General features: G+C 62.5%; 20 protein-coding genes. 13 read left to right on the top strand and 7 right to left on the bottom strand.

Annotated elements, in window-relative coordinates:
* Positions 1-106 precede the first annotated feature (106 nt).
* The 5 genes from GIW02_RS22750 to GIW02_RS22730 all read right to left on the bottom strand — a co-directional run bounded on the left by GIW02_RS22750 (position 107) and on the right by GIW02_RS22730 (position 7582).
* The gene (locus GIW02_RS22750; protein ID WP_236419845.1) at positions 107-1252 is read right to left on the bottom strand and encodes an HlyD family secretion protein; all 1146 of its coding nucleotides are present in this window, start codon (positions 1250-1252) and stop codon (positions 107-109) included.
* Positions 1249-2895: an MFS transporter gene (locus GIW02_RS22745; protein ID WP_236419847.1), complete on the bottom strand. Its 1647-nt coding sequence runs from the start codon at positions 2893-2895 to the stop codon at positions 1249-1251. Before GIW02_RS22745 ends, GIW02_RS22750 begins: the two co-directional genes overlap by 4 nt.
* Before the next feature lie 1050 nt (positions 2896-3945).
* Positions 3946-5424, bottom strand: a complete 1479-nt coding sequence (locus GIW02_RS22740; protein ID WP_236422085.1) for a DASS family sodium-coupled anion symporter — start codon at positions 5422-5424, stop codon at positions 3946-3948.
* Between the two features lie 106 nt (positions 5425-5530).
* Complete coding sequence (locus tag GIW02_RS22735) at positions 5531-6337, bottom strand: sulfite exporter TauE/SafE family protein (RefSeq protein WP_236419349.1); 807 nt, start codon at positions 6335-6337, stop codon at positions 5531-5533.
* Positions 6338-7582 carry an NAD(P)/FAD-dependent oxidoreductase gene (locus GIW02_RS22730; protein WP_236419348.1) on the bottom strand — a complete coding sequence of 415 codons (1245 nt, stop codon included), beginning with the start codon at positions 7580-7582 and terminating at the stop codon, positions 6338-6340. It lies immediately after the preceding gene.
* 152 nt (positions 7583-7734) lie between these two features.
* Here GIW02_RS22730 and GIW02_RS22725 point away from each other — a divergent pair, with 152 nt between their 5' ends.
* On the top strand, positions 7735-8598 hold the full coding sequence (locus GIW02_RS22725; RefSeq protein WP_236419347.1) for an MBL fold metallo-hydrolase: 864 nt from the start codon (positions 7735-7737) through the stop codon (positions 8596-8598).
* 120 nt (positions 8599-8718) lie between these two features.
* Here the strand turns inward: GIW02_RS22725 and bkdR are convergent, their stop codons facing one another.
* Positions 8719-9207, bottom strand: a complete 489-nt coding sequence (gene bkdR / locus GIW02_RS22720; RefSeq protein WP_003174877.1) for a Bkd operon transcriptional regulator BkdR — start codon at positions 9205-9207, stop codon at positions 8719-8721.
* A gap of 194 nt (positions 9208-9401) precedes the next feature.
* Between bkdR and GIW02_RS22715 the strand changes: the two genes are divergently transcribed.
* From GIW02_RS22715 to GIW02_RS22695, 5 genes are all read left to right on the top strand, one after another.
* A complete protein-coding gene (locus tag GIW02_RS22715) occupies positions 9402-10637 on the top strand; it encodes a 3-methyl-2-oxobutanoate dehydrogenase (2-methylpropanoyl-transferring) subunit alpha (protein WP_236422083.1) in 1236 nt (411 codons plus the stop codon).
* 1 nt (position 10638) lies between these two features.
* Positions 10639-11697 (top strand): alpha-ketoacid dehydrogenase subunit beta, encoded by a 1059-nt coding sequence (locus tag GIW02_RS22710; protein ID WP_236419402.1) that lies wholly within the window; start codon positions 10639-10641, stop codon positions 11695-11697.
* Positions 11698-12957, top strand: coding sequence for a dihydrolipoamide acetyltransferase family protein (locus GIW02_RS22705; protein WP_236419401.1), 1260 nt, complete (start codon positions 11698-11700; stop codon positions 12955-12957).
* 3 nt (positions 12958-12960) lie between these two features.
* Positions 12961-14337, top strand: a complete 1377-nt coding sequence (gene lpdA / locus GIW02_RS22700; protein ID WP_236419400.1) for a dihydrolipoyl dehydrogenase — start codon at positions 12961-12963, stop codon at positions 14335-14337.
* A 203-nt stretch (positions 14338-14540) separates the two neighbouring features.
* Positions 14541-15560: a branched-chain amino acid aminotransferase gene (locus tag GIW02_RS22695; RefSeq protein ID WP_236419399.1), complete on the top strand. Its 1020-nt coding sequence runs from the start codon at positions 14541-14543 to the stop codon at positions 15558-15560.
* Positions 15561-15695: 135 nt separating this feature from the next.
* Here the strand turns inward: GIW02_RS22695 and GIW02_RS22690 are convergent, their stop codons facing one another.
* Positions 15696-16589, bottom strand: a complete 894-nt coding sequence (locus GIW02_RS22690; protein WP_236422081.1) for a GNAT family acetyltransferase — start codon at positions 16587-16589, stop codon at positions 15696-15698.
* A 299-nt stretch (positions 16590-16888) separates the two neighbouring features.
* On the opposite strand from GIW02_RS22690, the gene ctlX reads away from it, so the two are divergent.
* From ctlX to GIW02_RS22655, 7 genes are all read left to right on the top strand, one after another.
* Complete coding sequence (gene ctlX / locus GIW02_RS22685) at positions 16889-17830, top strand: citrulline utilization hydrolase CtlX (protein ID WP_236422079.1); 942 nt, start codon at positions 16889-16891, stop codon at positions 17828-17830.
* Positions 17827-18873, top strand: a complete 1047-nt coding sequence (locus GIW02_RS22680; RefSeq protein ID WP_236418995.1) for an ornithine cyclodeaminase — start codon at positions 17827-17829, stop codon at positions 18871-18873. The genes ctlX and GIW02_RS22680 overlap by 4 nt, the downstream gene beginning before the upstream one ends.
* 465 nt (positions 18874-19338) lie before the next feature.
* Positions 19339-20118, top strand: coding sequence for an ABC transporter substrate-binding protein (locus GIW02_RS22675; protein ID WP_236422078.1), 780 nt, complete (start codon positions 19339-19341; stop codon positions 20116-20118).
* Between the two features lie 171 nt (positions 20119-20289).
* Complete coding sequence (locus GIW02_RS22670; protein ID WP_236418999.1) at positions 20290-20991, top strand: ABC transporter permease; 702 nt, start codon at positions 20290-20292, stop codon at positions 20989-20991.
* Positions 20988-21701, top strand: coding sequence for an ABC transporter permease (locus tag GIW02_RS22665; protein ID WP_236419000.1), 714 nt, complete (start codon positions 20988-20990; stop codon positions 21699-21701). The genes GIW02_RS22670 and GIW02_RS22665 overlap by 4 nt, the downstream gene beginning before the upstream one ends.
* Before the next feature lie 3 nt (positions 21702-21704).
* Positions 21705-22535: an ATP-binding cassette domain-containing protein gene (locus tag GIW02_RS22660; RefSeq protein WP_236419002.1), complete on the top strand. Its 831-nt coding sequence runs from the start codon at positions 21705-21707 to the stop codon at positions 22533-22535.
* A 5-nt stretch (positions 22536-22540) separates the two neighbouring features.
* Positions 22541-23038, top strand: a complete 498-nt coding sequence (locus GIW02_RS22655) for an Lrp/AsnC family transcriptional regulator (RefSeq protein WP_236419004.1) — start codon at positions 22541-22543, stop codon at positions 23036-23038.
* Positions 23039-23133 lie beyond the last annotated feature (95 nt).

Here is a 23133-nt window from a genome sequence, read left to right as displayed (position 1 = left end):
CCCGTTGGGCTGCGCAGCGCCCGCAGACTTTTTGGGGCCGCTGCGCAGCCCAACGGGAGCAAGCTCCCTCGCCACAAAAGCAGGCCACATATTGATTGGCGTTGTGTCAGGGCGGTGAGTTTTTCAGGCGCCCGGCCGTGTCGATACTGACGACCACCGACAACCCCGGCCGCAAACGCTCGCTATCTGCCTGGTCCGGGTCTACCGTGATCCGCACCGGCACCCGCTGGGCGATTTTGACAAAGTTGCCGGTGGCGTTGTCGGCCTGCAACAGGGCGAACTCCGCGCCGGTCCCCGGGGAAATACGCTGCACCGTGCCGTGAAACTTGCGGTGGTTGAGCGCGTCCACGGTGAAGGTCACGGGCTGGCCGACCTGCACTTTGTCCATCTGGGTTTCTTTCATATTGGCGATCACCCACAGCTGGTGCGGCACCAGCGCCATCAGCTGCGCGCCGGAGTTGACGTAAGCGCCCAGACGCACGCCAATCTGCCCCAACTGGCCGTCACGTGGTGCGGTGATGCGGGTGTTGGACAGGTCGATGCGTGCCAGCTCCACCGCCGCCTCGGCACTCGCCACCGCCGCTTCCAGCGAGCCACGGTTGACGATCACCGTCTGCAGGTCCTGCCGCGCGATCTCCAGGCTGGCCTGGGCCTGGGCCACCGCCGCGACGGTCTGCGCATTCGCGGCGCGGGTCACGTCCAACTCACGCTTGGACACTGAACCGTCGCTGATCAACTCTTCATTGCGGCGTAGATCCGCGGTGCTCTTGCGTGCCTGGGCCTGGCTGTCCACCAGCGCCGCCTGGCGCAGTTTGATCGTCGCTTCGGCGCTGTTGCGTTGCTGCACCACGTTCGCCAGCGAGGCTTTCTGCACCGCCAATTGCGCCAGGGCCTGGTCGAGGCGCTGCTTGTAGATGCGGTCATCGAGGCGCACCAGCAGGTCGCCGGCCTTGACGTACTGGAAGTCCTGCACCGGCACCTCGAACACGTAGCCGCTGAGCTGCGGGCCGATAATCGTGACCTGGCCGCGCACCAGCGCGTTTTCGGTGGTTTCCACCGCGCTGCTGAACGGCGGCAATTGCCAGGCGTAGAGCACGATCAGCACACCGATGATGGCAATCGCGGCAAAGCCCAGGGACGAAAGAATGCGCACCCGCAGCGGCCGCAGCTCGGTGGGCACGGCGCCGGGGGGCGTGCTGCCTTCAGGGGTGGAAGCGATGGCGGTAGTGGTGGTTGTCGAAGGTTCGGTCATGAAGTTGCGCCGCTGGGTTGAACGGGAGTGGCTGCTGCTTTGGTGGTGCTCATCAGCCACAGACTGCGGATAAAGATCCAGATCATGGTCAGGATCGCGATGATCGCGATCAGCATGAAGACATCGTTGTAGGCCATCACGTTCGCCTCACGCGTCGCCGCCGTGGCCAGGCTGCGAATGCCCGCGAGGTTGCGCAACTCCGGGTCGGCGATGACGCCGCTGTAGGCCGAGCCGCCGCTCTGTACCCGCGCGGCCACGCGGGGATCGAGCAGGGTCAGGTGTTCGACGATCATGCTGGAATGATACTTCTCGCGCACGATCTGGAACGTCCCCAGCAACGCCGCGCCGATCAGGCCGCCGAGGTTCTGGCAGATGCCGAACATCACCGAAAAGCTCACCAGGTTGCGCGGGTTGGTCAGCACGTTTTTCGTCCCCAGCACCATGGTCGGCCCGAGAAAGAAGGTGCCACCGAAGCCTAGCAGGAACTGGCTGATATACAGGTTTTGCGGGCGCGTCAGGTTACTGGAGAAACTGTCCATCACCGAGCCCACAGCCATCAGCGCCAGGGAAATGATCAGCGGCATCAACAGGTGCGCCGGGTTGATGGTCAGCGCACTCACTACCAGCCCGGCAATCGCCCCGGCCAGCATCACCACGTAAAGCGTGTGCATCTGCTGATAGCTCATGTTCAGCATCTGCATGAACCCCACCGCGCCGGTGGACTGCTCGGACAGCACCATACGAATCAGGATCACTGCCAGCGCCAGGCGAATCATGGTGCCGCTGCCCAGCCAGCGGGTCATCAGCATCGGGTTGGCGCGGTTATGTTCGATGGCCAGGCCGGCCATGATCAGCACCAGGGAACAGGCCGAAGCGATGCCGATCCAAGGCGCTTCCAGCCACCAGTCGATACGCCCCAGGGACAGCACCGCGCAGAGCAAGGCCACGCCGGTGGCGAGGATGGCGAAGGTGAGGAAGTCAAGTTTTTCAAAGGTCTTGAAACGGTCGCCGGGCGGCAGCTTGAGCAGGAACACACAGCCCAGGCAGATCAGCGCCATGCCCAACTCGAACAGGTACAGGCCACGCCATTCGGCAATTTGCAGCAGGTCTTCGGAAAACAGCCGCGCCAATGGCAGCGCAAGCTGCGCAGTGCCCAACCCCAGGACCAGGGCTTTGAGGCGCCATTTGGCCGGGAACGCCTGGATCATGTAGTACAACCCCAGCGAACTCAGTGCCGCACCGACCATGCCATGGGCGGCCCGCACGGCGATGGCAGAGTTGAGGTCATTGACGAACAAGTGGGCGAAGGTCACCAGCGCATACAGCACCAGGAACACTTCTGTAAACGCGCGCAGGCCGAACTGCTGGCGGAACTTGACCAGCAGCAGGTTCATGCAGACGTTGGTCATGACGTAGGCGGCGGGCAGCCAGGCCATTTCGGCGGTGGTCGCACCGAGGGCACCTTGCAGGTATTGCAGGTTGGCGATCACCAGCGAGTTGCCCAGCCCCCCGGTGATGGCGACCAGCACGCCCACCAGCGCGAACAGCCAGCGCTTGTGCGTGGGGTGCAGCGGCGTCGACGGCGAGCCCGGCAGGCTCGGACGCTCGTGGGGCTGCCAGGTGTGGGGGGTGTATTTGTCCATTCGGTGACCTTGATGACCCGACGGGGGACGTCGGTAAAACCATTACTCAGGGAGTAGTAAACCTGAGCGGAGTTCATCTTGCCAGTTGGTGGGGGAATTGATGGGGGTGTAGATCCGTTGTTTGGGTGATGGCTGATATGGGTTCCGCTCTTACAGCGGGTCACTTTTGAAAAGAGCCCAAAAGTAACCAAAAGGCTCTTGCCCCACCACTCGGCACCTCGCCTCCGGCTCGGTGTGCCCGCACGCAGACTTGAATCCGTGGGCCGCCGCGATGGGCCATCCATGGCCCAGCGCGGCTAACCCGGCGTCCTGCCGGGTTACCCACGGATTCAAGCCCGCGTGCGGCCAGCGTGGTTAACGGGGCGCCTCAGATCAAGATCAAGATCAAAAGCAGAGCACGGCGGCCTGACAGCCGGCCTGAGTGGTGTAGAGCAAAAGCGCGGGTTGTGGGCGGGCTTGGCGGCCTTGGACCCAACCGGCGTTACGTTTGTTGACTGCCATCAAAATGTGGGAGGGGGCTTGCTCCCGATAGCGGTGTGTCAGCCAATGCATTTGTGACTGTCCCACCGCTATCGGGAGCAAGCCCCCTTTGACCGAGTGAATCTTCAAGGATCAGGCCGGCTGTCAGGCCGCCTCGCTTGGCTTTGTTTTTGATCTGGCCCTTACATCCTTTGCGCTGACGAAGTCAGCGATCTTTTGATCTGAAGCTTTTGATCGTGATCTTAGGCGCCCCATCAACCACGCTGGCCGAACGCAGGCTTGAATCCGTGGGTAACCCGGCAGGACGCCGGGTTAGCCGCGCTGGGCCAAGGATGGCCCATCGCGGCGGCCCACGGATTCAAGCCGGAGTGAGGGCACACCGAGCCGGAGGCGAGGTGCCGAGTGGTGGGGCGAAGCGTTTTTGGTTACTTTTGGCGCTCTTCCAAAAGTGACCCGCTGTAAGAGCGGAACCCATATCAGCCGTAACAACAAAAACGGATATGTACACCGGGAGACCGCTATCGGGAGCAAGCCCCCGATCTCCCTAGTTACCAGAAACCCTATCCCAGCTCAAACCCACCCCAACCAGCTCCAGTAGGTAGCGGCAAACACCAACATCAACCCATACCCCACCAGCGTCACCAAAACCCCCACCTTGGCAAACTGCCGCGCCGTAAACGTCCCGGTCCCCAAACACACCATATTCTGCGGCGCATTGATCGGCAGGATAAACCCATAGCTCATCACAAACCCCAGCAGCATGGTCATCCCCAACCGGCTGAACTCCCCCGGCAAGGTCTGCAATACCGCAATCAAAATCGGCAACAACGCCGAGGTCAACGCCGTCGCACTGGCAAACCCCAGATGAATCACAATCAAAAACGCCCCCAGGATCGCAAACACCCCCAGTGGCCCCACCGAATCCAACCCGGTATGGGCCACCACCGCAGCCCCCAGCCACTGCCCCGCCTGGGTAGTGAGCAACGCCGTGCCCAGGCTGATCCCCACCCCGAACACAATCACCGTGCCCCACGGAATCCGCGACTGCACATCCTTCCAGGTCATCACCCCAATCCCCGGCAACAACAAAAACACCAAACCCGCGTAGGTCGTCGAAGTCGTGTCAAAGCTGTGCAACCGCCCTTCAGTGGCCCAGGCCAACAGCAACAACACCGACACACTCAGCAAGCGCTTCTGCGGCCCGGTCATGGGCCCGATGTCCACCAGTGACTGCGCCACGGCCTCCTGGCCACCCGGGATGCTGTCGCTTTCCGGCGGCAGCAGTTTGAGCACGAGGAACAGCAACACCGCCGACATAATCAACGCCCACGGCGCACCGGCGATCAGCCAGTCGATCCACGACACGCGCTGGCCGAGCATCTTGTCCATAAAGCCGACGGTCAGCAGGTTCTGCGCGGCAGCCGTCTGGATGCCGACGTTCCAGATGCTGGTGCCCTGGGCCACCACGATCATGATCCCGGCGGCGATGTTGGAGCGTTTGTCCACGCCAAACGCGGCGATCACGCCCATCATGATCGGCACCACACAAGCACTGCGCGCAGTGGCGCTGGGCACCACGAGGCTGAGCAGGATAGTCACCGCAATCGCCCCCAGCAGAATGCGCCGGGTGCTGGTGCCGATACGGCTCAGGGTCACCAGGGCGATGCGCCGGTCCAGGCCGGTATGGGTCATGGCCGCCGCAATAAACAGCGCGCCTGCCACCAGGGCCAGCGCCGGGTTGGCAAACCCGGTCAGGGCCATGCTGATCGCCGGGCTGGAGCCGATCAGGTGCGTGGGGTCTTGCAGCGACGGCGCCGTGCCCAGCAAAAACGCGATCAGCGAGGTGATCATGATCGCGCTGGCCTCATAGGACACCGCTTCGGTGATCCACACCACCACCGCAAACGCGAGGATTGCCAGCATGCGATGCCCGGCCACCGGTAGGTCGGCGGGCAATGGCAACAGCAGCACGCCGACCATCACCAGCACGGCGACCACCAGGCCCAGAGGTAGTTTGAAGGATGCAGCGGTTGTTGCGGGGGCGCTCATGGGGGGCTCCGTCGGCCTTCAAATCAGGCTGACAGCATGGGGCAATACGGCGCAGCCGGTGTTGACGGGTATCAACGCGCGGCGCCGCAGGCCCACGCCACGAGCCCTAGCGCAACGCGTTGAGCAGCATGCCCGCCGCCACGATCACACATAAACTGGCAAAGCCCAGCTGCAAGGCGCGCGCGGGGATCACCGAGCACAGGCGCCGACCGGCGAGCATGCCGACGATGCTCGCGCCGATAAACACCCAGCCCAGTGGCTCGATGCGCACCCCGGCATGGAACGCGCCGACCACGCCGATCAGCGAGATCAGGCTGATCACCATCAACGACGTGGCGACGATGCCACGCATCTGCACATCGGTGAGTTGCTTGAACGCCGGCACGATCAGGAAGCCGCCACCCACGCCGAGTAGCCCGGACACCGCGCCGGTCACGGCGCCCAACGCGGCCAGGGTGGCGCTGCACTTGGCAGTCCAGGCCAGGCGGCCGGTCTGCTGGTCGAGCATGCAGTTCTTCTGGCCCCAGGAAGCCGCGCCATGGTCACTCGGCCCGGCCTGGATTTTTTCGCGCTGCAACATGCGCCAGGCCACCAACACCATCAAAGCGCTGAACAACCCCATCAGCACCGGCTCCGGCAACTGGTGGGCGAGAAACACCCCCAGCGGCGAAAACAGCGCACCGAGCAGCGCGATCAGCAGCGCAGCGCGGTAGCGCACCAGGCCATGGCGCAACCCATCCACGGCGCCGACGGCGGCGGCGGCGCCCACTGCGAGCAACGACACCGGCGCCGCCTGCGTCATGCTCAAGCCCAGCCCCAGCACCAGCGCGGGCACCCCAAGGATGCCGCCGCCGGCGCCGGTCAGGCCCATGACCAGGCCCATCAATACACCCAACACACTGGCCAGCAGCATTCAGTCCACCTTGCTCAGACGGGTCAGCCACTCACGGCCCTTGAGCATGCCGTTCCAGTAAAACCACGGCAGCAGCGTGGCCTTGAGGAACCACATCGAACTGCGCGCCCGGGTCGGGTCGAGGGGAAAGGTCGGCAGCAACTTGCCGCCGTAGCCGAACTCGGCGAGCACCACCTTGCCCTTCTCCACCGTCAACGGGCACGAGCCGTAGCCATCGTATTTCAGCGGCAGTGGCGCCTGTTTGCGCAGGGCCAGCAGGTTTTCGGCGACCACCACAATTTGCTTGCGCACGGCGGCGGCCGTCTTGGCGTTGGTGGTACCGCACACATCGCCCAAGCCAAAGATGTGCGGGTAGCGCAGGTGTTGCAGGCTGTGGGGGTTCACTTCGCACCAGCCGGCAGCGTCGGCCAGCGGGCTTTGGCGGATAAACTCCGGGGACACTTGCGGTGGGACCACGTGCAGCAAGTCGAAGGATTTTTCCTCAACGGTGACGTTGCCCTCGGCGTCCTTCACCTCAAACCAGGCCTTGTGCGCCGGCCCGTCGACTTTCACCAGGTTGGCATTGAAGGCCAGGCGTGCGTGGTATTTCTCGATGTATTTCATCAGCGGCGGCACAAAGTGCGCTACGCCAAATAATGCTGCGCCGGCCAGGTTGAATTCGACGTCGATATTTTTCAGAACGCCCCGTTTGAGCCAGTGGTCGCAGGACAGGTACAGGGCCTTCTGCGGCGCGCCCGCGCATTTGATCGGCATGGCCGGCTGAGTAAAGATCGCCTTGCCGCCCTGCAACTGCTGCACCAACTGCCAGGTGTAGGCCGCGTGTTCATAGCTGTAGTTGGACGTGACACCGTTGCGCCCGAGCGTCTCTTGCAGCCCCTCGATTTTCTCCCAGGCCAGGCGCAGGCCGGGGCAGACGATCAGGTTGTTCCAGCTCACGCGCTGGCCGCTGTCGAGCACCAGGGTGTGCTCGTCGGGCAGCAGCTCAGTGACGGCAGACTGCACCCAGGTAACGCCATTGGGCAGCACATCGGCCAGGCGCCGCCGGGTCTTTGTCACGTCGTAAGCGCCACCGCCCACCAGGGTCCAGGCCGGCTGGTAGCAGTGGTAGTCGCTGGGCTCGATCAGGATGATATTCAGCTGCGGGTCGCGCTTGAGCAGGCTGGCCAGCAGGCCAATGCCTGCCGAACCGCCGCCGATGACTACGATATCGCCACTGATGGTTGGGCCCCAGTGTTGCTCGGTCATGGTCAATTGCCTTTATTGAGTTCACTGTGAACACGTGGCGTCGCCGTGTGACGTAACGCCCGTGGAGACGGAAAATGTATTAGCCTTCGCGACAGGTAAACATACCGCGAATGTTACTAGTTGTATTTTGTCAGCCACCAAGGACCGCCGCCATGCCCGCGTTGATTCAAGCCTTTCTGGACGAGGCATCGTCGACCTACACCTATGTCCTACATGAAGCCGATGATGGCCCCTGTGCCATCGTCGACTCCGTACTCAACTACGACCCGGCGTCCGGGCGTACCGACACGCGTCAGGCCGACAAAGTTATCGCCTACGTCCGCGAACATCGCCTGCAGGTGCAGTGGTTGCTGGAAACCCACGCCCACGCCGACCACCTGTCCGCCGCGCCCTACCTGCGCCGTACCCTGGGCGGCAAGATCGCCATTGGCCAGTCGATCAGCAAGGTGCAGGGGGTGTTCAAGAACCTGTTCAACCTGGAGCCGGAGTTTCGCGCCGATGGCTCGCAGTTCGACCACCTGTTTGCCCCGGATGAAATCTTTCATATCGGCACCCTCAAGGCCCAGGCGTTGCATGTGCCAGGCCACACCCCGGCCGATATGGCTTACCTGATCGACGACCGCCTGATCCTGGTGGGCGATACCCTGTTCATGCCCGACGTCGGCACCGCGCGCTGCGACTTCCCCGGCGGCGATGCACGGCAGTTGTACGCGTCGATGCGCAAGCTGCTGGCGTTTGCGCCTGAAACCCAGCTGTATGTGTGCCATGACTATCCGCCAGAGGGTCGTGAAGCCAAGTGCCTGACTACTGTGGCCGAGCAGCGCGCGGGGAATATCCATGTGCATGATGGGGTGGATGAGGCGGCGTTTGTGGCGATGCGTACCCAGCGCGATGCCGGGCTGGGGATGCCGACGCTGCTGCTGCCGGCGATCCAGGTAAATGTGCGGGCGGGGAATATGCCGCCGGCGGAAGAGAATGGGGTGGTTTACCTCAAGATCCCGCTCAACCAACTGTGAAATACAGTTAATAAATGTGGGAGGGGGCTTGCCCCCGATGGCGGTTTATCAGTAACAGATGAGCTGGCTGACACACTGCCATCGGGGGCAAGCCCCCTCCCACATGGGTACTGTGTTGTGTCAGGAGCCGAGGCTGATGCCATTGGCCGGCAACGGCAGCGCAGTCTTGTAGCGCACCTGCTTGAGCGCAAAGCTGGAGCGGATATTGGCCACACCCGGCACCTTGGTCAGAAAATCCATCATAAAGCGCTCCAGCGACTGGATCGTCGGCACCAGCACGCGGATCAGGTAGTCCGGGTCGCCGGCCATCAGGTAGCACTCCATCACCTCGGGCCGGTCCGAGATCGCCCCTTCGAACTGCTGCAATGCCAACTCGTTCTGCTTTTCCAGGCTCACATGGATGAACACGTTGACGTGCAGCCCCAGCAGGTCGGCGTCGAGCAGCGTGACCTGCTCACGGATCAGCCCCAGCTCCTCCATCGCCTTGACCCGGTTGAAACACGGTGTAGGCGACAGGTTGACCGAGCGGGCCAGGTCAGCGTTGGTGATTCGCGCATTCTCCTGCAGGGCGTTGAGAATGCCGATATCGGTACGGTCCAGTTTGCGCATGAGACAAAATCACCTGTTTATTATGTTTATGCAGTTTTTTTATCCGCAAATGGCCGTGAGCGCAACGAAACACAGATAAATATTCTTCTACGCCACGCCTATGATTGTTGTAGGACAAGATTTCTTCTACCCGAAGACTGACTGTCAGCTAGCGCGCCCACTACAAGAAATTCACAAGATCGAGCGTAGAAGCCATGACCCAGCAGTACGAACCACTGCGCCTGCACGTCCCTGAACCCTCGGGCCGACCAGGCTGCAAGACCGACTTCACCTACCTGCGCCTGACCGACGCCGGCCTGGTGCGCAAACCCGCCATCGACGTAGAACCCGCCGACACCGCCGACCTCGCCAAGGGCCTGATCCGCGTGCTCGACGACCAGGGCCAGGCCCTCGGCCCGTGGGCTGAAGGCGTCTCCACCGAGATCATGCGCAAGGGCATGCGCGCGATGCTCAAGACACGCATCTTCGACAACCGCATGGTGGTCGCCCAGCGCCAGAAAAAAATGTCGTTCTACATGCAAAGCCTTGGCGAAGAAGCCATCGGCAGCGCCCAGGCCCTGGCCTTGAACATCGACGACATGTGCTTCCCCACCTACCGCCAGCAGAGCATCCTGATGGCCCGCGACGTGCCGCTGGTGGACCTGATCTGCCAACTGCTGTCCAACGAGCGTGATCCGCTCAAGGGGCGCCAGCTGCCGATCATGTACTCGGTCAAAGACGCCGGTTTCTTCACCATTTCCGGCAACCTCGCCACCCAATTCGTACAAGGCGTGGGCTGGGGCATGGCCTCGGCGATCAAGGGCGACACCAAAATCGCCTCGGCCTGGATCGGCGACGGCGCCACCGCCGAGTCCGACTTCCACACCGCCCTCACCTTCGCCCACGTGTACCGTGCGCCGGTGATTCTCAACGTGGTCAACAACCAGTGGGCCATCTCCACCTTCCAGGCCATCGCCGGCGGTGAAGCCACCACCTTCGCCGGACGCGGCGTCGGGTGCGGCATCGCCTCCCTGCGCGTGGACGGCAACGACTTTATTGCGGTGTACGCCGCCTCCGCCTGGGCAGCCGAGCGTGCACGCCGCAACCTCGGGCCAACGCTGATCGAATGGGTCACCTACCGCGCCGGTCCGCACTCCACCTCGGATGATCCGTCCAAATACCGCCCCGCCGATGACTGGAGCCACTTCCCGTTGGGTGACCCGATTGCCCGCCTCAAGCAGCACCTGATCAAGATTGGCCAGTGGTCCGAGGAGGAACACGCGGCAGTCAGTGCCGAACTTGAAGCCCAAGTGATCGCGGCGCAGAAAGAAGCTGAAACCTACGGCACCCTCGCCGGCGGCCAGATTCCAAGCGCCGCGACCATGTTCGAAGACGTCTATAAAGAGATGCCGGAGCACTTGAAGCGCCAGCGTCAAGCGTTGGGGATCTGACATGAACGATCACAACAACAGCATTGAAGTGGAAACCGCCATGACCACCACCACCATGACCATGATTCAGGCCCTGCGCTCGGCCATGGATGTGATGCTTGAGCGTGACGATAACGTGGTGGTATTCGGCCAGGACGTCGGCTATTTCGGCGGCGTGTTCCGTTGCACCGAAGGCTTGCAGACCAAATATGGCAGCTCGCGGGTGTTCGACGCACCGATCTCCGAGAGCGGTATCGTCGGCGTCGCGGTGGGCATGGGCGCCTACGGCCTGCGCCCGGTGGCGGAAATACAGTTCGCCGACTACGTCTACCCGGCTACCGACCAGATCATTTCCGAAGCGGCGCGTCTGCGTTATCGCTCGGCCGGTCAGTTCACTGCCCCGCTGACCATGCGCATGCCGTGCGGCGGCGGCATTTATGGCGGGCAAACCCACAGCCAGAGTATTGAAGCGGTGTTCACCCAGGTCTGCGGCCTGCGCACGGTGATGCCGTCCAACCCCTATGACGCCAAGGGTCTGCTGATCGCCTCGATCGAGAACGATGACCCGGTGATCTTCCTCGAGCCCAAACGCCTGTACAACGGCCCGTTCGATGGCCATCACGACCGCCCGGTAACCCCGTGGTCGAAACACCCGCAAGCGCAAGTGCCGGACGGTTACTACACCGTGCCCCTGGACGTGGCCGCCATCGTGCGCCCGGGCTCGGCCGTGACCGTGCTGACCTATGGCACCACGGTGTATGTGTCGCAAGTCGCCGCCGAAGAAACCGGCATCGACGCCGAAGTCATCGACCTGCGCAGCCTGTGGCCGCTGGACCTGGACACTATCGTCAACTCCGTGAAAAAAACCGGCCGTTGCGTGGTGGTGCATGAGGCCACGCGCACATGCGGCTTTGGTGCCGAGCTGGTAGCGCTGGTGCAGGAACATTGCTTCCACCACCTGGAAGCGCCGATCGAGCGCGTTACCGGTTGGGACACCCCCTACCCGCACGCGCAGGAGTGGGCGTATTTCCCAGGGCCGTCCCGAGTGGGCGCGGCGTTGAAACGGGTCATGGAGGTCTGAATGGGCACGCACGTTATCAAGATGCCGGACATTGGCGAAGGCATCGCGGAAGTTGAACTGTCGGTGTGGCACGTGAAGGTTGGCGACATGGTCGTCGAAGACCAGGTGCTGGCGGATGTGATGACCGACAAGGCGATGGTGGACATTCCCTCGCCCGTGCACGGCAAGGTGATCGCCCTCGGTGGCGAGCCGGGTGAAGTCATGGCCGTGGGCAGTATTTTGATCAGCATTGAAGTGGAAGGCGCGGGCAACGCCAAGGATGCCCCGCCGGTGAAGGAGGCGCCCAAGGCTGAGCCTGTGGTTGAAGCCAAGCCAGCGCCTGTGGCGGTTGAAAGCAAGCCCGCGCCGGTCGTGACCGCACAGGCCCCCGTGGCCCGCGAGGCCGATGAACGCCCGCTGGCCTCGCCGGCCGTGCGCAAGCATGCGCTGGATGCCGGCATTCAACTGCGCCTGGTGCAGGGCACGGGCCCAGCGGGTCGGATCCTGCACGAAGACCTCGACGCCTACCTGCAACAAGGCGCGTCCAAGCCTTCGACAGCGGCCAACCCCTATGCCGAACGCAACACCGAGGAACAGATCCCGGTGATCGGCATGCGTCGCAAAATCGCCCAGCGCATGCAGGACGCCACCCGGCGTGCCGCGCATTTCAGCTATGTGGAAGAAATCGACGTCACCGCCCTCGACGAGCTGCGCGTGCACCTCAACGAGAAGCACGGCGCCACGCGCGGCAAGCTGACCTTGCTGCCGTTTATCGTGCGCGCCATGGTCGTGGCGCTACGCGATTTCCCGCAGATCAACGCGCGCTACGACGACGAAGCCCAGGTCATCACCCGCCTCGGCGCGGTGCACGTGGGCGTCGCCACCCAGAGCGACGTGGGCTTGATGGTGCCGGTGGTGCGTCACGCCGAAGCCCGCAGCCTGTGGGGCAATGCCGAGGAAATTGCACGTTTGGCCAGCGCTGCGCGCAATGGCAAGGCCAGCCGTGATGAGCTGTCGGGCTCGACCATCACCCTGACCAGCCTGGGCGCGTTGGGCGGGATCGTCAGCACCCCGGTGCTGAACCTGCCGGAAGTGGCCATTGTCGGCGTCAACCGTATCGTTGAACGGCCGATGGTGATCAAGGGCCAGATCGTGGTGCGCAAGATGATGAACCTCTCCAGCTCCTTCGATCACCGCGTGGTCGATGGCATGGACGCGGCGCAATTCATCCAGGCCATTCGCGGCCTGCTCGAACAACCCGCCAGCCTGTTCCTGGAGTAAGTCATGCAAACCCTGAATACCAAACTGCTGATTATCGGCGGTGGCCCTGGCGGCTATGTGGCGGCGATTCGTGCTGGCCAACTGGGCATCCCGACTATTCTGGTGGAGGGCCAGGCCCTGGGCGGCACCTGCCTGAATATCGGCTGCATTCCGTCAAAGGCCCTGATCCATGTGGCCGAACAGTTCCAGCAAACCGTGCATCACAGCCAAGGCTCCCAGCTGGGTATCGAGGTGGATGTACCGACCTTGAACATCGGCAAAAGCGTGGAATGGAAAGACGCCATCGTCGACCGCCTGACCACCGGCGTCGCCGCCCTGCTGAAAAAACACAACGTGCAGGTGATCCATGGCTGGGCCAAGGTGGTCGACGGCAAGACCGTCGACGTCGGCGACCAGCGCATCCAATGCGAACACCTGCTGCTGGCCACCGGTTCGACCAGCGTCAACCTGCCGATGCTGCCGATTGGCGGGCCGATTATCTCGTCCACCGAAGCGCTGGCGCCGACCCGAGTGCCCAAGCGGTTGATCGTAGTGGGCGGCGGTTATATCGGCCTGGAGCTGGGGATTGCCTACCGCAAGCTCGGCGCCCAGGTTAGCGTGGTCGAGGCACAGGAGCGCATCCTGCCCGCCTACGACGCCGAACTGACAGCGCCGGTGCATGAATCCCTCAAGCGCCTGGGGGTCAAGCTGTACCTCAAGCACAGCGTCACCGGGTTTGCCGACGGCAGCCTGCAAGTGCGCGACCCGAATGGCGACAGCGTGTCGCTGGCCACCGATCAGGTGCTGGTGGCCGTTGGTCGCAAACCCAATACCCAGGGCTGGAACCTTGAAGCGCTGAACCTGGACATGAACGGCGCGGCGATCAAGATCGACAGCCGTTGCCAGACCAGCATGCGCAATGTGTATGCCATCGGCGACCTGAGCGGCGAGCCGATGCTGGCGCACCGCGCGATGGCCCAGGGTGAGATGGTCGCCGAACTGATCAGCGGTAAAACCCGCGAATTCAACCCGGCAGCGATCCCGGCGGTGTGCTTTACCGACCCGGAGCTGGTGGTGGTCGGCAAGACCCCGGACGACGCCAAGGCGGCGGGCCTGGACTGCATCGTGTCGAGCTTCCCGTTCGCGGCCAATGGCCGGGCCATGACGCTGGAGTCGAAAAGCGGCTTCGTGCGCGTGGTGGCAAGGCGCGATAACCATTTGATCGTCGGCTGGCAGGCCGTGGGGGTTGGCGTGTCCGAACTGTCCACGGCGTTCGGCCTGAGCCTGGAAATGGGTGCGCGCCTGGAAGACGTGGCGGGCACCATTCACGCCCACCCAACGCTCGGCGAGGCGGTGCAGGAAGCTGCGTTGCGCGCATTGGGCCACGCGTTGCACCTGTAAAACCGCGGTGAGGCCATCGGGGGCAAGCCCTCTCCCACAGGGAAATGCATTGCAAATGTGGGAGGGCGCTTGCCCCCGATAGCGGTGGATCGGCCACGATAGAGGCTGAAGGCGTCCACCCAGTGGCTCCCACACAAGCCAAGAATGAAGTATTGTTGCGCCCATCCAGAAAAAAACCGACTTGACCAACGATAGAGGGTGTCATGGGTAACGAAAGCATCAATTGGGACAAGCTGGGTTTTGACTACATCAAGACTGACAAACGCTTTATCCAGACCTTTAAAGACGGCGAGTGGCAAGCAGGCACCCTGACCGAAGACAACGTGCTGCACATCAGTGAGGGCTCCACTGCCCTGCACTATGGCCAGCAGTGCTTCGAAGGCCTCAAGGCCTACCGCTGCAAGGACGGCTCGATCAACCTGTTCCGTCCGGACCAGAATGCCGCCCGCATGCAACGCAGCTGCGCCCGCCTGCTGATGCCGCATGTGTCGACCGAAGACTTCATCGACGCCTGCAAACAAGTGGTCAAGGCCAACGAGCGGTTCATCCCGCCGTACGGCAGCGGTGGTGCGCTGTACCTGCGCCCGTTCGTGATCGGCACCGGTGACAACATCGGCGTGCGTACCGCACCGGAGTTCATCTTCTCGGTGTTCGCGATCCCGGTCGGCGCCTATTTCAAAGGCGGCCTGGTGCCGCACAACTTCCAGATCTCCACCTTCGACCGCGCCGCGCCACAGGGCACCGGTGCGGCCAAGGTCGGTGGCAACTATGCCGCCAGCCTGATGCCAGGTTCGGAAGCGAAAAAAGCCGGTTTTGCCGACGCGATCTACCTGGACCCGATGACCCACTCGAAAATCGAGGAAGTCGGTTCGGCCAACTTCTTCGGGATCACCCACGACAACAAGTTCATCACGCCCAAGTCGCCATCGGTACTGCCAGGCATCACCCGCCTGTCGCTGATCGAACTGGCCCAGACCCGCCTGGGCCTGGACGTGGTCGAAGGCGAAGTGTTCATCGACAAACTGGCCGACTTCAAGGAAGCCGGTGCCTGCGGCACTGCCGCTGTGATCTCGCCCATCGGCGGCATCCAGTACAACGGCAAGCTGCACGTGTTCCACAGCGAAACCGAAGTGGGCCCGATCACCCAAAAGCTCTACAAAGAGCTGACCGGCGTGCAGACCGGCGACGTCGAAGCGCCAGCGGGCTGGATCGTCAAGGTCTAACCCCAACACCGGCAACACTGCAAAACCCTGTGGGAGGGGGCTTGCTCCCGATGGCGGTGGCTCAGTCAATCAATCTGTTGACTGAGCCACCGCCATCGGGAGCAAGCCCCCTCCCACATTTGCTTTGCGCTGTGTTCAAGCATCTTTGGGGATATTCACGACAATCTTCTTGCCCATGCTGATCCTCGGCTCCACCCCATACCCCAACGCCTCGTAAAACCCCGCCACCGCATCATTGCCGCTGGTGATCTGCAGGTTGATCTTCATGCAGCCCAACGCCGTCAGTGCCTGTTCCGCATACCGCACCAGCGAAGAGCCCAGGCCATGACGCCGATAGTCAGTGTGTACGGCCACCGAATACAGCCAGCCGCGATGGCCGTCGTAGCCGGCAAGAATTGTCCCGATCACGGTTTTTTTGTCTGTCGCGACAAAGAACAACCCGTCATTCACCGCCAGCTTCTTATCGATCGCCAGGCTCGGCAGGTTATGCGCCGTGTCATAACCAAACGCCTGCTGCCACAACGCGACCACTTGCGCGCGATGTTGGCGGTCGCGATACGGCCCGATGGGATGGCGCGAAGACAAGATCTTCTCCATCACCAACGTGCGCTCGCTGCCATGGTAAACGTCGCGCACCGTATCAAAGCCTAATCGGGTATAGAACGGCTCGGCAGTCAGCGAAGACGGTACGCTCAGCACCGTTACCCCGGCTTCACGGGCGCGCAACTCGACTTCGATCATCAGCATGCGGCCGATGCCCCGCCCTTGCAGCGCCGGGTTGACGAACACTGAGCGCACCACATTGACGTCGAGGGCAGCAGTGGCAACGATCTCCTCGCCCTGAACAGCCACCAGCACCACGCGACGCGTGAGCAATTCCAGCACCGCATCAGGGGTAAAGTTGCCCGCCACCCGCGCAATCACCTGCGCCGGATAATCCCGTGCATTGCTGCTGTGCAAGGCCGCCAGGATGACCTGGCTGATGCCCTCGGCATCGGCGGTTTGGGCGAGACGAACGACGGTAGACATAATTCCTCCTGGCAGAAACCAATTCCCCAACCACCACCATACCAATGTGGGAGGGGGCTTGCCCCCGATAGCAATCTTTCAGATGTAGATTTTCTGGCTGATCCACCGCTATCAGGGGCAAGCCCCCTCCCACATTTTCAGCGCATTTCAGCTCGGCAGCCGATTCGGCTGCCCTACCCCCCTTTTCAGCTTTCCCGGCTGAGCCACCTCGCTGTTTCAGCCGGGATTCCCCCGCCACAGCGCACAAAATAGCCCCACTGCATCTTTCTTTACCGACCGCCCCATGGACCCGTGCCCCCATGCAAACCACCAACACCGTCTTGATGATTCGCCCGGCGCGCTTTGCCTTCAACCCGGACACCGCGATCAACAACCGCTTCCAGCGCCAACCCCTCGACCCGCTCAGTGCACAGCAGAAAGCGCTGGAGGAGTTCGATGGCTATGTCGACACCCTGCGCCAAAACGGCGTGGAAGTGCTGGTGGTGCAGGACACCCCGGCGCCCCACACCCCGGACTCGATTTTCCCCAACAACTGGTGGAGCAGCCATGCCGACGGCAGCCTGGTGCTGTACCCGATGGAAGGCCAGAACCGACGACTGGAACGCAATAAGGGCGTGCTGCAAGTACTCGAGCAACGCTTTGCGATCAACAGCACCATCGATCTGAGCCACCTCGAACAACACAACATCTTCCTCGAAGGCACCGGCAGCATGGTGCTCGACCGCCAGCACCGCATCAGCTACGCCTGCCACTCCGGGCGCACCCACCACGATGCCTTGCGTCAGTTCGCCGAACGCCTCGACTACCGGCTCTGCGTGTTCCACGCCGTCGACCGCCATCACGCGCCGATCTACCACAGCAACGTGATGATGAGCGTTGGCCGCGACCTCTCGGTGGTGTGCCTGCAGGCCCTGCCCGACGCAGACGAACGCCAGACCCTGGAACGCTCGCTGCGCGACACCGGCAAGGACATCCTCGCCCTCGACTTCGACCAGCTCGAAGCCTTCGCCGGCAACATGCTCGAAGTCCACGACCGCGACGGCCAGCCGCTGCTGGTGATGTCGGCCAGCGCCTGGGGCGCCCTGCAACCCGCCCAGCGCCAGCATGTGGAACGCCACACGCGGCCCGTGGTGGTGAACATCGACAACATCGAACGCATCGGCGGCGGCAGTGCCCGCTGCATGTTGGCGGAAGTGCACCTGCCCGCCCGCCCCTCATTTCAACAAGGAGTCTTGCCATGACCCGTTACATCGACGTCAACGACCTCAGCGACCTGGTGTCGCAAAAAGGCCTGCAAACCTGCATCAGCGAAATGGCCGAGTACATCCGCGCCGATTACCTGCGCTGGCAGGATTTCGAAAAATGCGCGCGCCTGGCCAACCACTCACCGGACGGCGTGATCGAGCTGATGCCGGTCTCCGATGCGTCGCTGTATGCGTTCAAGTACGTCAACGGCCACCCGAAAAATACCCAGGCCGGCATGCTCACGGTAATGGCCTTCGGCGCCCTGGGCGATGTGGACACCGGCAAGCCGGTGTTGCTGGCGGAAATGACCCTGACCACCGCGATCCGCACCGCCGCCACTTCGGCACTGGTCGCGCGCTACCTGGCCCGCGAAAACAGCCGCAGCATGGCGCTGATCGGCAACGGCTCGCAGAGTGAATTCCAGGCCCTGGCCTTCCACGCCATGCTCGGCATCAACGAAATCCGCCTGTTCGATATCGACGCCAAGGCCACCGCCAAGCTCGCCGCCAACCTCAAGGCCTTCCCGGCGATCAAGGTGGTCCTGGCCGGCAGCGTGGCCGAAGCGGTCAAGGGCGCGGATATCGTCACCACTGTGACCGCCGACAAGGCCTACGCCACCATCCTCACCGACGACATGATCGAACCCGGCATGCACCTCAACGCCGTCGGCGGCGACTGCCCGGGCAAGACCGAGCTGGATCGCCGCATCGTCGAGCGCGCGCGGGTGATCGTCGAGTACGAACCGCAAAGCCGCATCGAAGGTGAAATCCAGCACATGCCGGCAGATTCGCCGGTGACCGAACTGTGGCAAGTGATCAATGGCCAGCAACCCGGCCGCGAGAACGACCGCCAGGTCACCCTGTTCGACTCGGTGGGCTTTGCCATCGAAGACTACTCGGCCCTGCGCTATGTGCTGGACGTGGCCAAGGCGCTGGATATCGGCAGCGAACTGGAACTGGTGCCGGACCTCGCCGACCCCAAAGACCTGTTTGCGCGCCTGGCCCAGCAGCCAGCGGTACAGCAGAAAAAGCGCGCGTAAAACCGCTCTGGCCTGCCGCTTTGCGTGCAGGCCAGGCCACTCCACCGGGGCGCAAAAGCCGATTCTGCGGGTACAACAGCCGATTCCGCTGCATTGCACTTTTTAACAGCGCAATTCGCGCTTTATGCAGCGGGTAAACGACACAAAAAACGCACCACCATGAAGCATTCTCTGTGCGCTGAAACACCCTCTTGGGCTCGTCACCTGAACTTGTGGCGAGCGGGCTAGTTGTGACGAGCGGGCTTGCCCGCGTTGGGCCACGCAGTGGCCCCCAGCCGAGAACGCTGCGTTTCAAGAGGAGAAGAGAGGCAACCGGTTTGGGGCTGCTGCGCAGCCCAACGCGGGCAAGCCCGCTCGCCACATAAGCCAGCTATTGCCACACGAGGCTCGTTTAGCCAAAAACAAGAATTTGCATCACGCTTTTTTACTGCCCTGACATCAATTACAAAATATAGGGACCGTCACATGACTCCACTGCGATCACTCTTCGCTGCATTGCTGTTGCCACTCTGCGCGACCGCCGCCCACGCCCAGGATTGGAAAGAAATCCGCTTAGGCGTATTCCCCGAGTACCCGCCCTTCGAATCCGTGGCCGCCGACGGTAGCCTGCAAGGCTTCGATATCGAATTGGGCAACGCCATCTGCGCCAAGCTCGAAGTCAAATGCACGTGGGTGCATAACGAATTCGACGGGATGATCCCGGCCCTGCGCGCGCGCAAGTTCGACGCGATCATGTCGTCCATGGCCGTGACCCCGGCGCGTGAAAAAGTCATCGACTTCACCGACCGCCTGTTCCTCAGCCCGACCTCGGTGATCACCCGCAAAGGCGCCGACTTCGGCGACACCCCGGAGTCGTTGAAAGGCAAACAGGTCGGCGTGCTGCAAGGCTCGCTGCAGGAAGCCTATGCCCGCGCGCACCTGGCCAAGCTCGGCGCGCAGATCAAGGCGTACCAGTCCCAGGAGCAGAACTACGCCGACCTGCAAAACGGTCGCCTCGACGCCACCCTGACCGATAAGCTCGAAGCCCAACTCAACTTCCTGTCCAAGCCTGAAGGCGCCGACTTCAAGACCGGCCCGGCCTTCAAGGACCCGACCCTGCCCCTGGACATCGCCATGGGCCTGCGCAAGAACGATCAGGAACTGCGCGCGCTGATCAACAAGGGCATCGCCGCCGTCCAGGCCGATGGCACCTACGCGAAGATCCAGCAGAAATACTTCGGCGACCAAGACATCTACAACGAGTAACGCCAATGCCAGCCCCTGTGGGAGGTGCTGTTGTGGGAGGGGGCTTGCCCCCGATGAGGCCGTGCCAGTCGACACATTTATTGACTGACCCACCGCAATCGGGGGCAAGCCCCCTCCCACACAAGCCGAGGCCCACAGGGGAATGTCTGCGCCCTTTAGTAGAGACCCCCTATGAACGAACTCCTCAACCTGCAAGGCTACGGCCCGATGCTGGCACAAGGCGCCTGGATGACACTCAAACTGGCGTTCCTCGCGCTGGCCCTGAGCCTGTCGCTGGGTCTGATCGCCGCCGGTGCCAAGCTTTCCAGCGCCAAATGGCTACGAGTGCCAGCCACGCTGTACACCACGCTGATCCGCAGCGTGCCGGACCTGGTGCTGATCCTGCTGATTTTCTACAGCCTGCAATTGTGGCTCAACGACCTCAGCGAAGTGTTCGGCTGGGACTACTTTGAAATCGACCCGTTTACCGCCGGGGTGATCACCCTGGGCTTTATCTACGGCGCGTATTTCACCGAAAACTTCCGCGGCGCCATTCTCAGCGTCCCCGCCGGGCAACTTGAAGCCGCTACCGCCTATGGCCTGAGCCGCTGGCAGCGCTTTCACCTGGTGCTGTTCCCGCAGTTGATGCGCTTCGCCCTGCCGGGCCTGGGCAATAACTGGCTGGTGCTGCTCAAGTCCACGGCGCTGGTGTCGATCATCGGCCTGTCGGACCTGGTCAAGGCTGCGCAAAACGCCGGCAAGACCACGAATGAGCCGCTGTACTTTTTGATCCTCGCGGGCCTGGTCTACCTGGTGATCACCACCCTCTCCAACCGCATCTTCAAGCGCCTCGAACGGCGCTACAACCTCGGCATCAAGGGGATGGCGCGATGATCGAACTGTTCCAGCAATACGGCCTGGCCTACCTGTTCAGTGATGGCGTGGGGTTGTCCGGGGTGGCGATGACCCTGTGGCTGTTCATTGTCTCGGTGGTGGCCGGCTTTTTTCTGTCGATACCCCTGGCGTTGGCCCGTGTATCCGATCACTTCTGGCTGCGCTGGCCGGTAGAGTTTTACACCTACCTGTTTCGCGGCACGCCGCTGTATATCCAATTGCTGATTTGCTACACCGGGCTGTACAGCCTGGAGGTGGTGCAGGACAACGCGCTGCTCAACCAGTTTTTCCGCAACGCGCTCAACTGCACCCTGCTGGCGTTTGTGCTCAACACCTGCGCCTACACCGTGGAAATCTTCGCCGGGGCGATCCGTAATATTCCCCACGGCGAAATCGAAGCCGCGCGCGCCTACGGCCTGCACGGCTGGCGGCTCAACCTGTTTGTCGTGGTGCCCGCCGCACTGCGCCGCGCGCTGCCGGCCTACAGCAATGAAATGATCCTGATGCTGCACGCGACCTCGCTGGCGTTCACCGCGACTGTCGCCGACATCCTCAAAGTGGCGCGCGACGCCAACGCCGAGACGTTCCTGACGTTCCAGGCGTTCGGTATCGCCGCACTGCTCTACATGCTGCTGTCCTTTGCACTGGTGGGCCTGTTCCGACTGGCCGAACGTCGCTGGATGCGTTTTCTTGTTCCTACCCGAGGCTAACCCATGAATCAGTCCGCGCAGGCCCTGGCCACTTATCCGGTCGATGAACCCGTTGCCACACCCGCCACCGCCGCTATCAAGCTGCAGGTCGAGGGCATTCATAAACGCTACGGCGAACACGAAGTGCTCAAGGGCGTTTCACTCAACGCGCGCCATGGCGATGTGATCAGCCTGATCGGCGCCAGCGGCTCGGGCAAAAGCACGATGCTGCGGTGCATCAATTTCCTCGAACAGCCGGACGCCGGGGTGATCACCCTGGACGGCATCAGCATCGAAATGCGCCAGGGCCGCGCCGGCAACCGTGCGCCGCACCAGGAACAACTGCAAAACCTGCGCACACGCCTGGCCATGGTGTTCCAGCATTTCAACCTGTGGAGCCACATGACCGTGCTGGAAAACATCACCATGGCCCCGCGCCGAGTGCTGGGCGTGAGCGCGGCCGAGGCAGAAAAACGCGCGCGGCTGTACCTGGACAAGGTCGGATTGCCCGGCCGTGTGGCGGATCAATACCCGGCGTTTCTCTCGGGGGGTCAGCAACAGCGCGTGGCCATCGCTCGGGCGTTGGCGATGGAGCCGGAAATCATTCTGTTCGATGAGCCGACGTCCGCGCTCGACCCGGAGCTTGTAGGCGAAGTCCTCAAAGTCATACAGACGTTGGCCGAGGAAGGTCGTACCATGTTGATGGTCACCCACGAGATGGGCTTTGCCCGCCAGGTGTCCAGCCAAGTGCTGTTTCTGCACCAGGGCCGGGTCGAGGAACACGGCGGCGCCGAGATTCTTGACCATCCCAACAGCGAGCGCTTGCAGCAATTTCTTTCTAACCGTTTGAAGTGAAACCCATGGATACCAAGGCCAACGGACCCCATACCTCCCCCGCGCTGGACCGCATCGATGAGGCGATCATCGACGTGTTGCGGCATCAGGGGCGCATCACTTACGAAAAGCTTTCGTCGCTGGTGCACCTGACGCCCAGGCCCTGCCTGGAACGGGTGCGCAAGCTGGAGCGACGCGGGGTGATCCGTGGGTACGGGGCGATCATCGATGTGCAGATGGTGTCGCCCGGGCTGTCACTGCTGGTGCTGGTGGCCTTGTCCAACCAAAGCGGGCGTTCGGCGCAAAAAGCCTTCGAAGCCTGCATCAAAGCTTGCCCCCAAGTGTTCGAATGCCAGCTAATCAGCGGGCCGTTCGACTACAGCCTGCGCATGCGCTGTCGCGATATGGAGCACTACCGGGTGCTGACGGAGACCTGGCTGAACAACGACGAATTGCACATTGATAAGTTGGTGGCGCATCCGGAACTGGCGGTCGTCAAAAACACTGCCACAGAGCTGGCCTGAAACTCGACTAACCAAACACCGCATAACCCCTGTGGGAGCGGGCTTGCTCGCGAATGCGGTGTGTCAGTGAAACATTAAGTGACTGACACACCGCA

The organism is Pseudomonas syringae (assembly GCF_021606685.1).
GTDB classification, from domain to species: Bacteria; Pseudomonadota; Gammaproteobacteria; order Pseudomonadales; family Pseudomonadaceae; genus Aquipseudomonas; species Aquipseudomonas syringae_R.
This window is presented reverse-complemented; position numbering and strand designations above follow the sequence as displayed.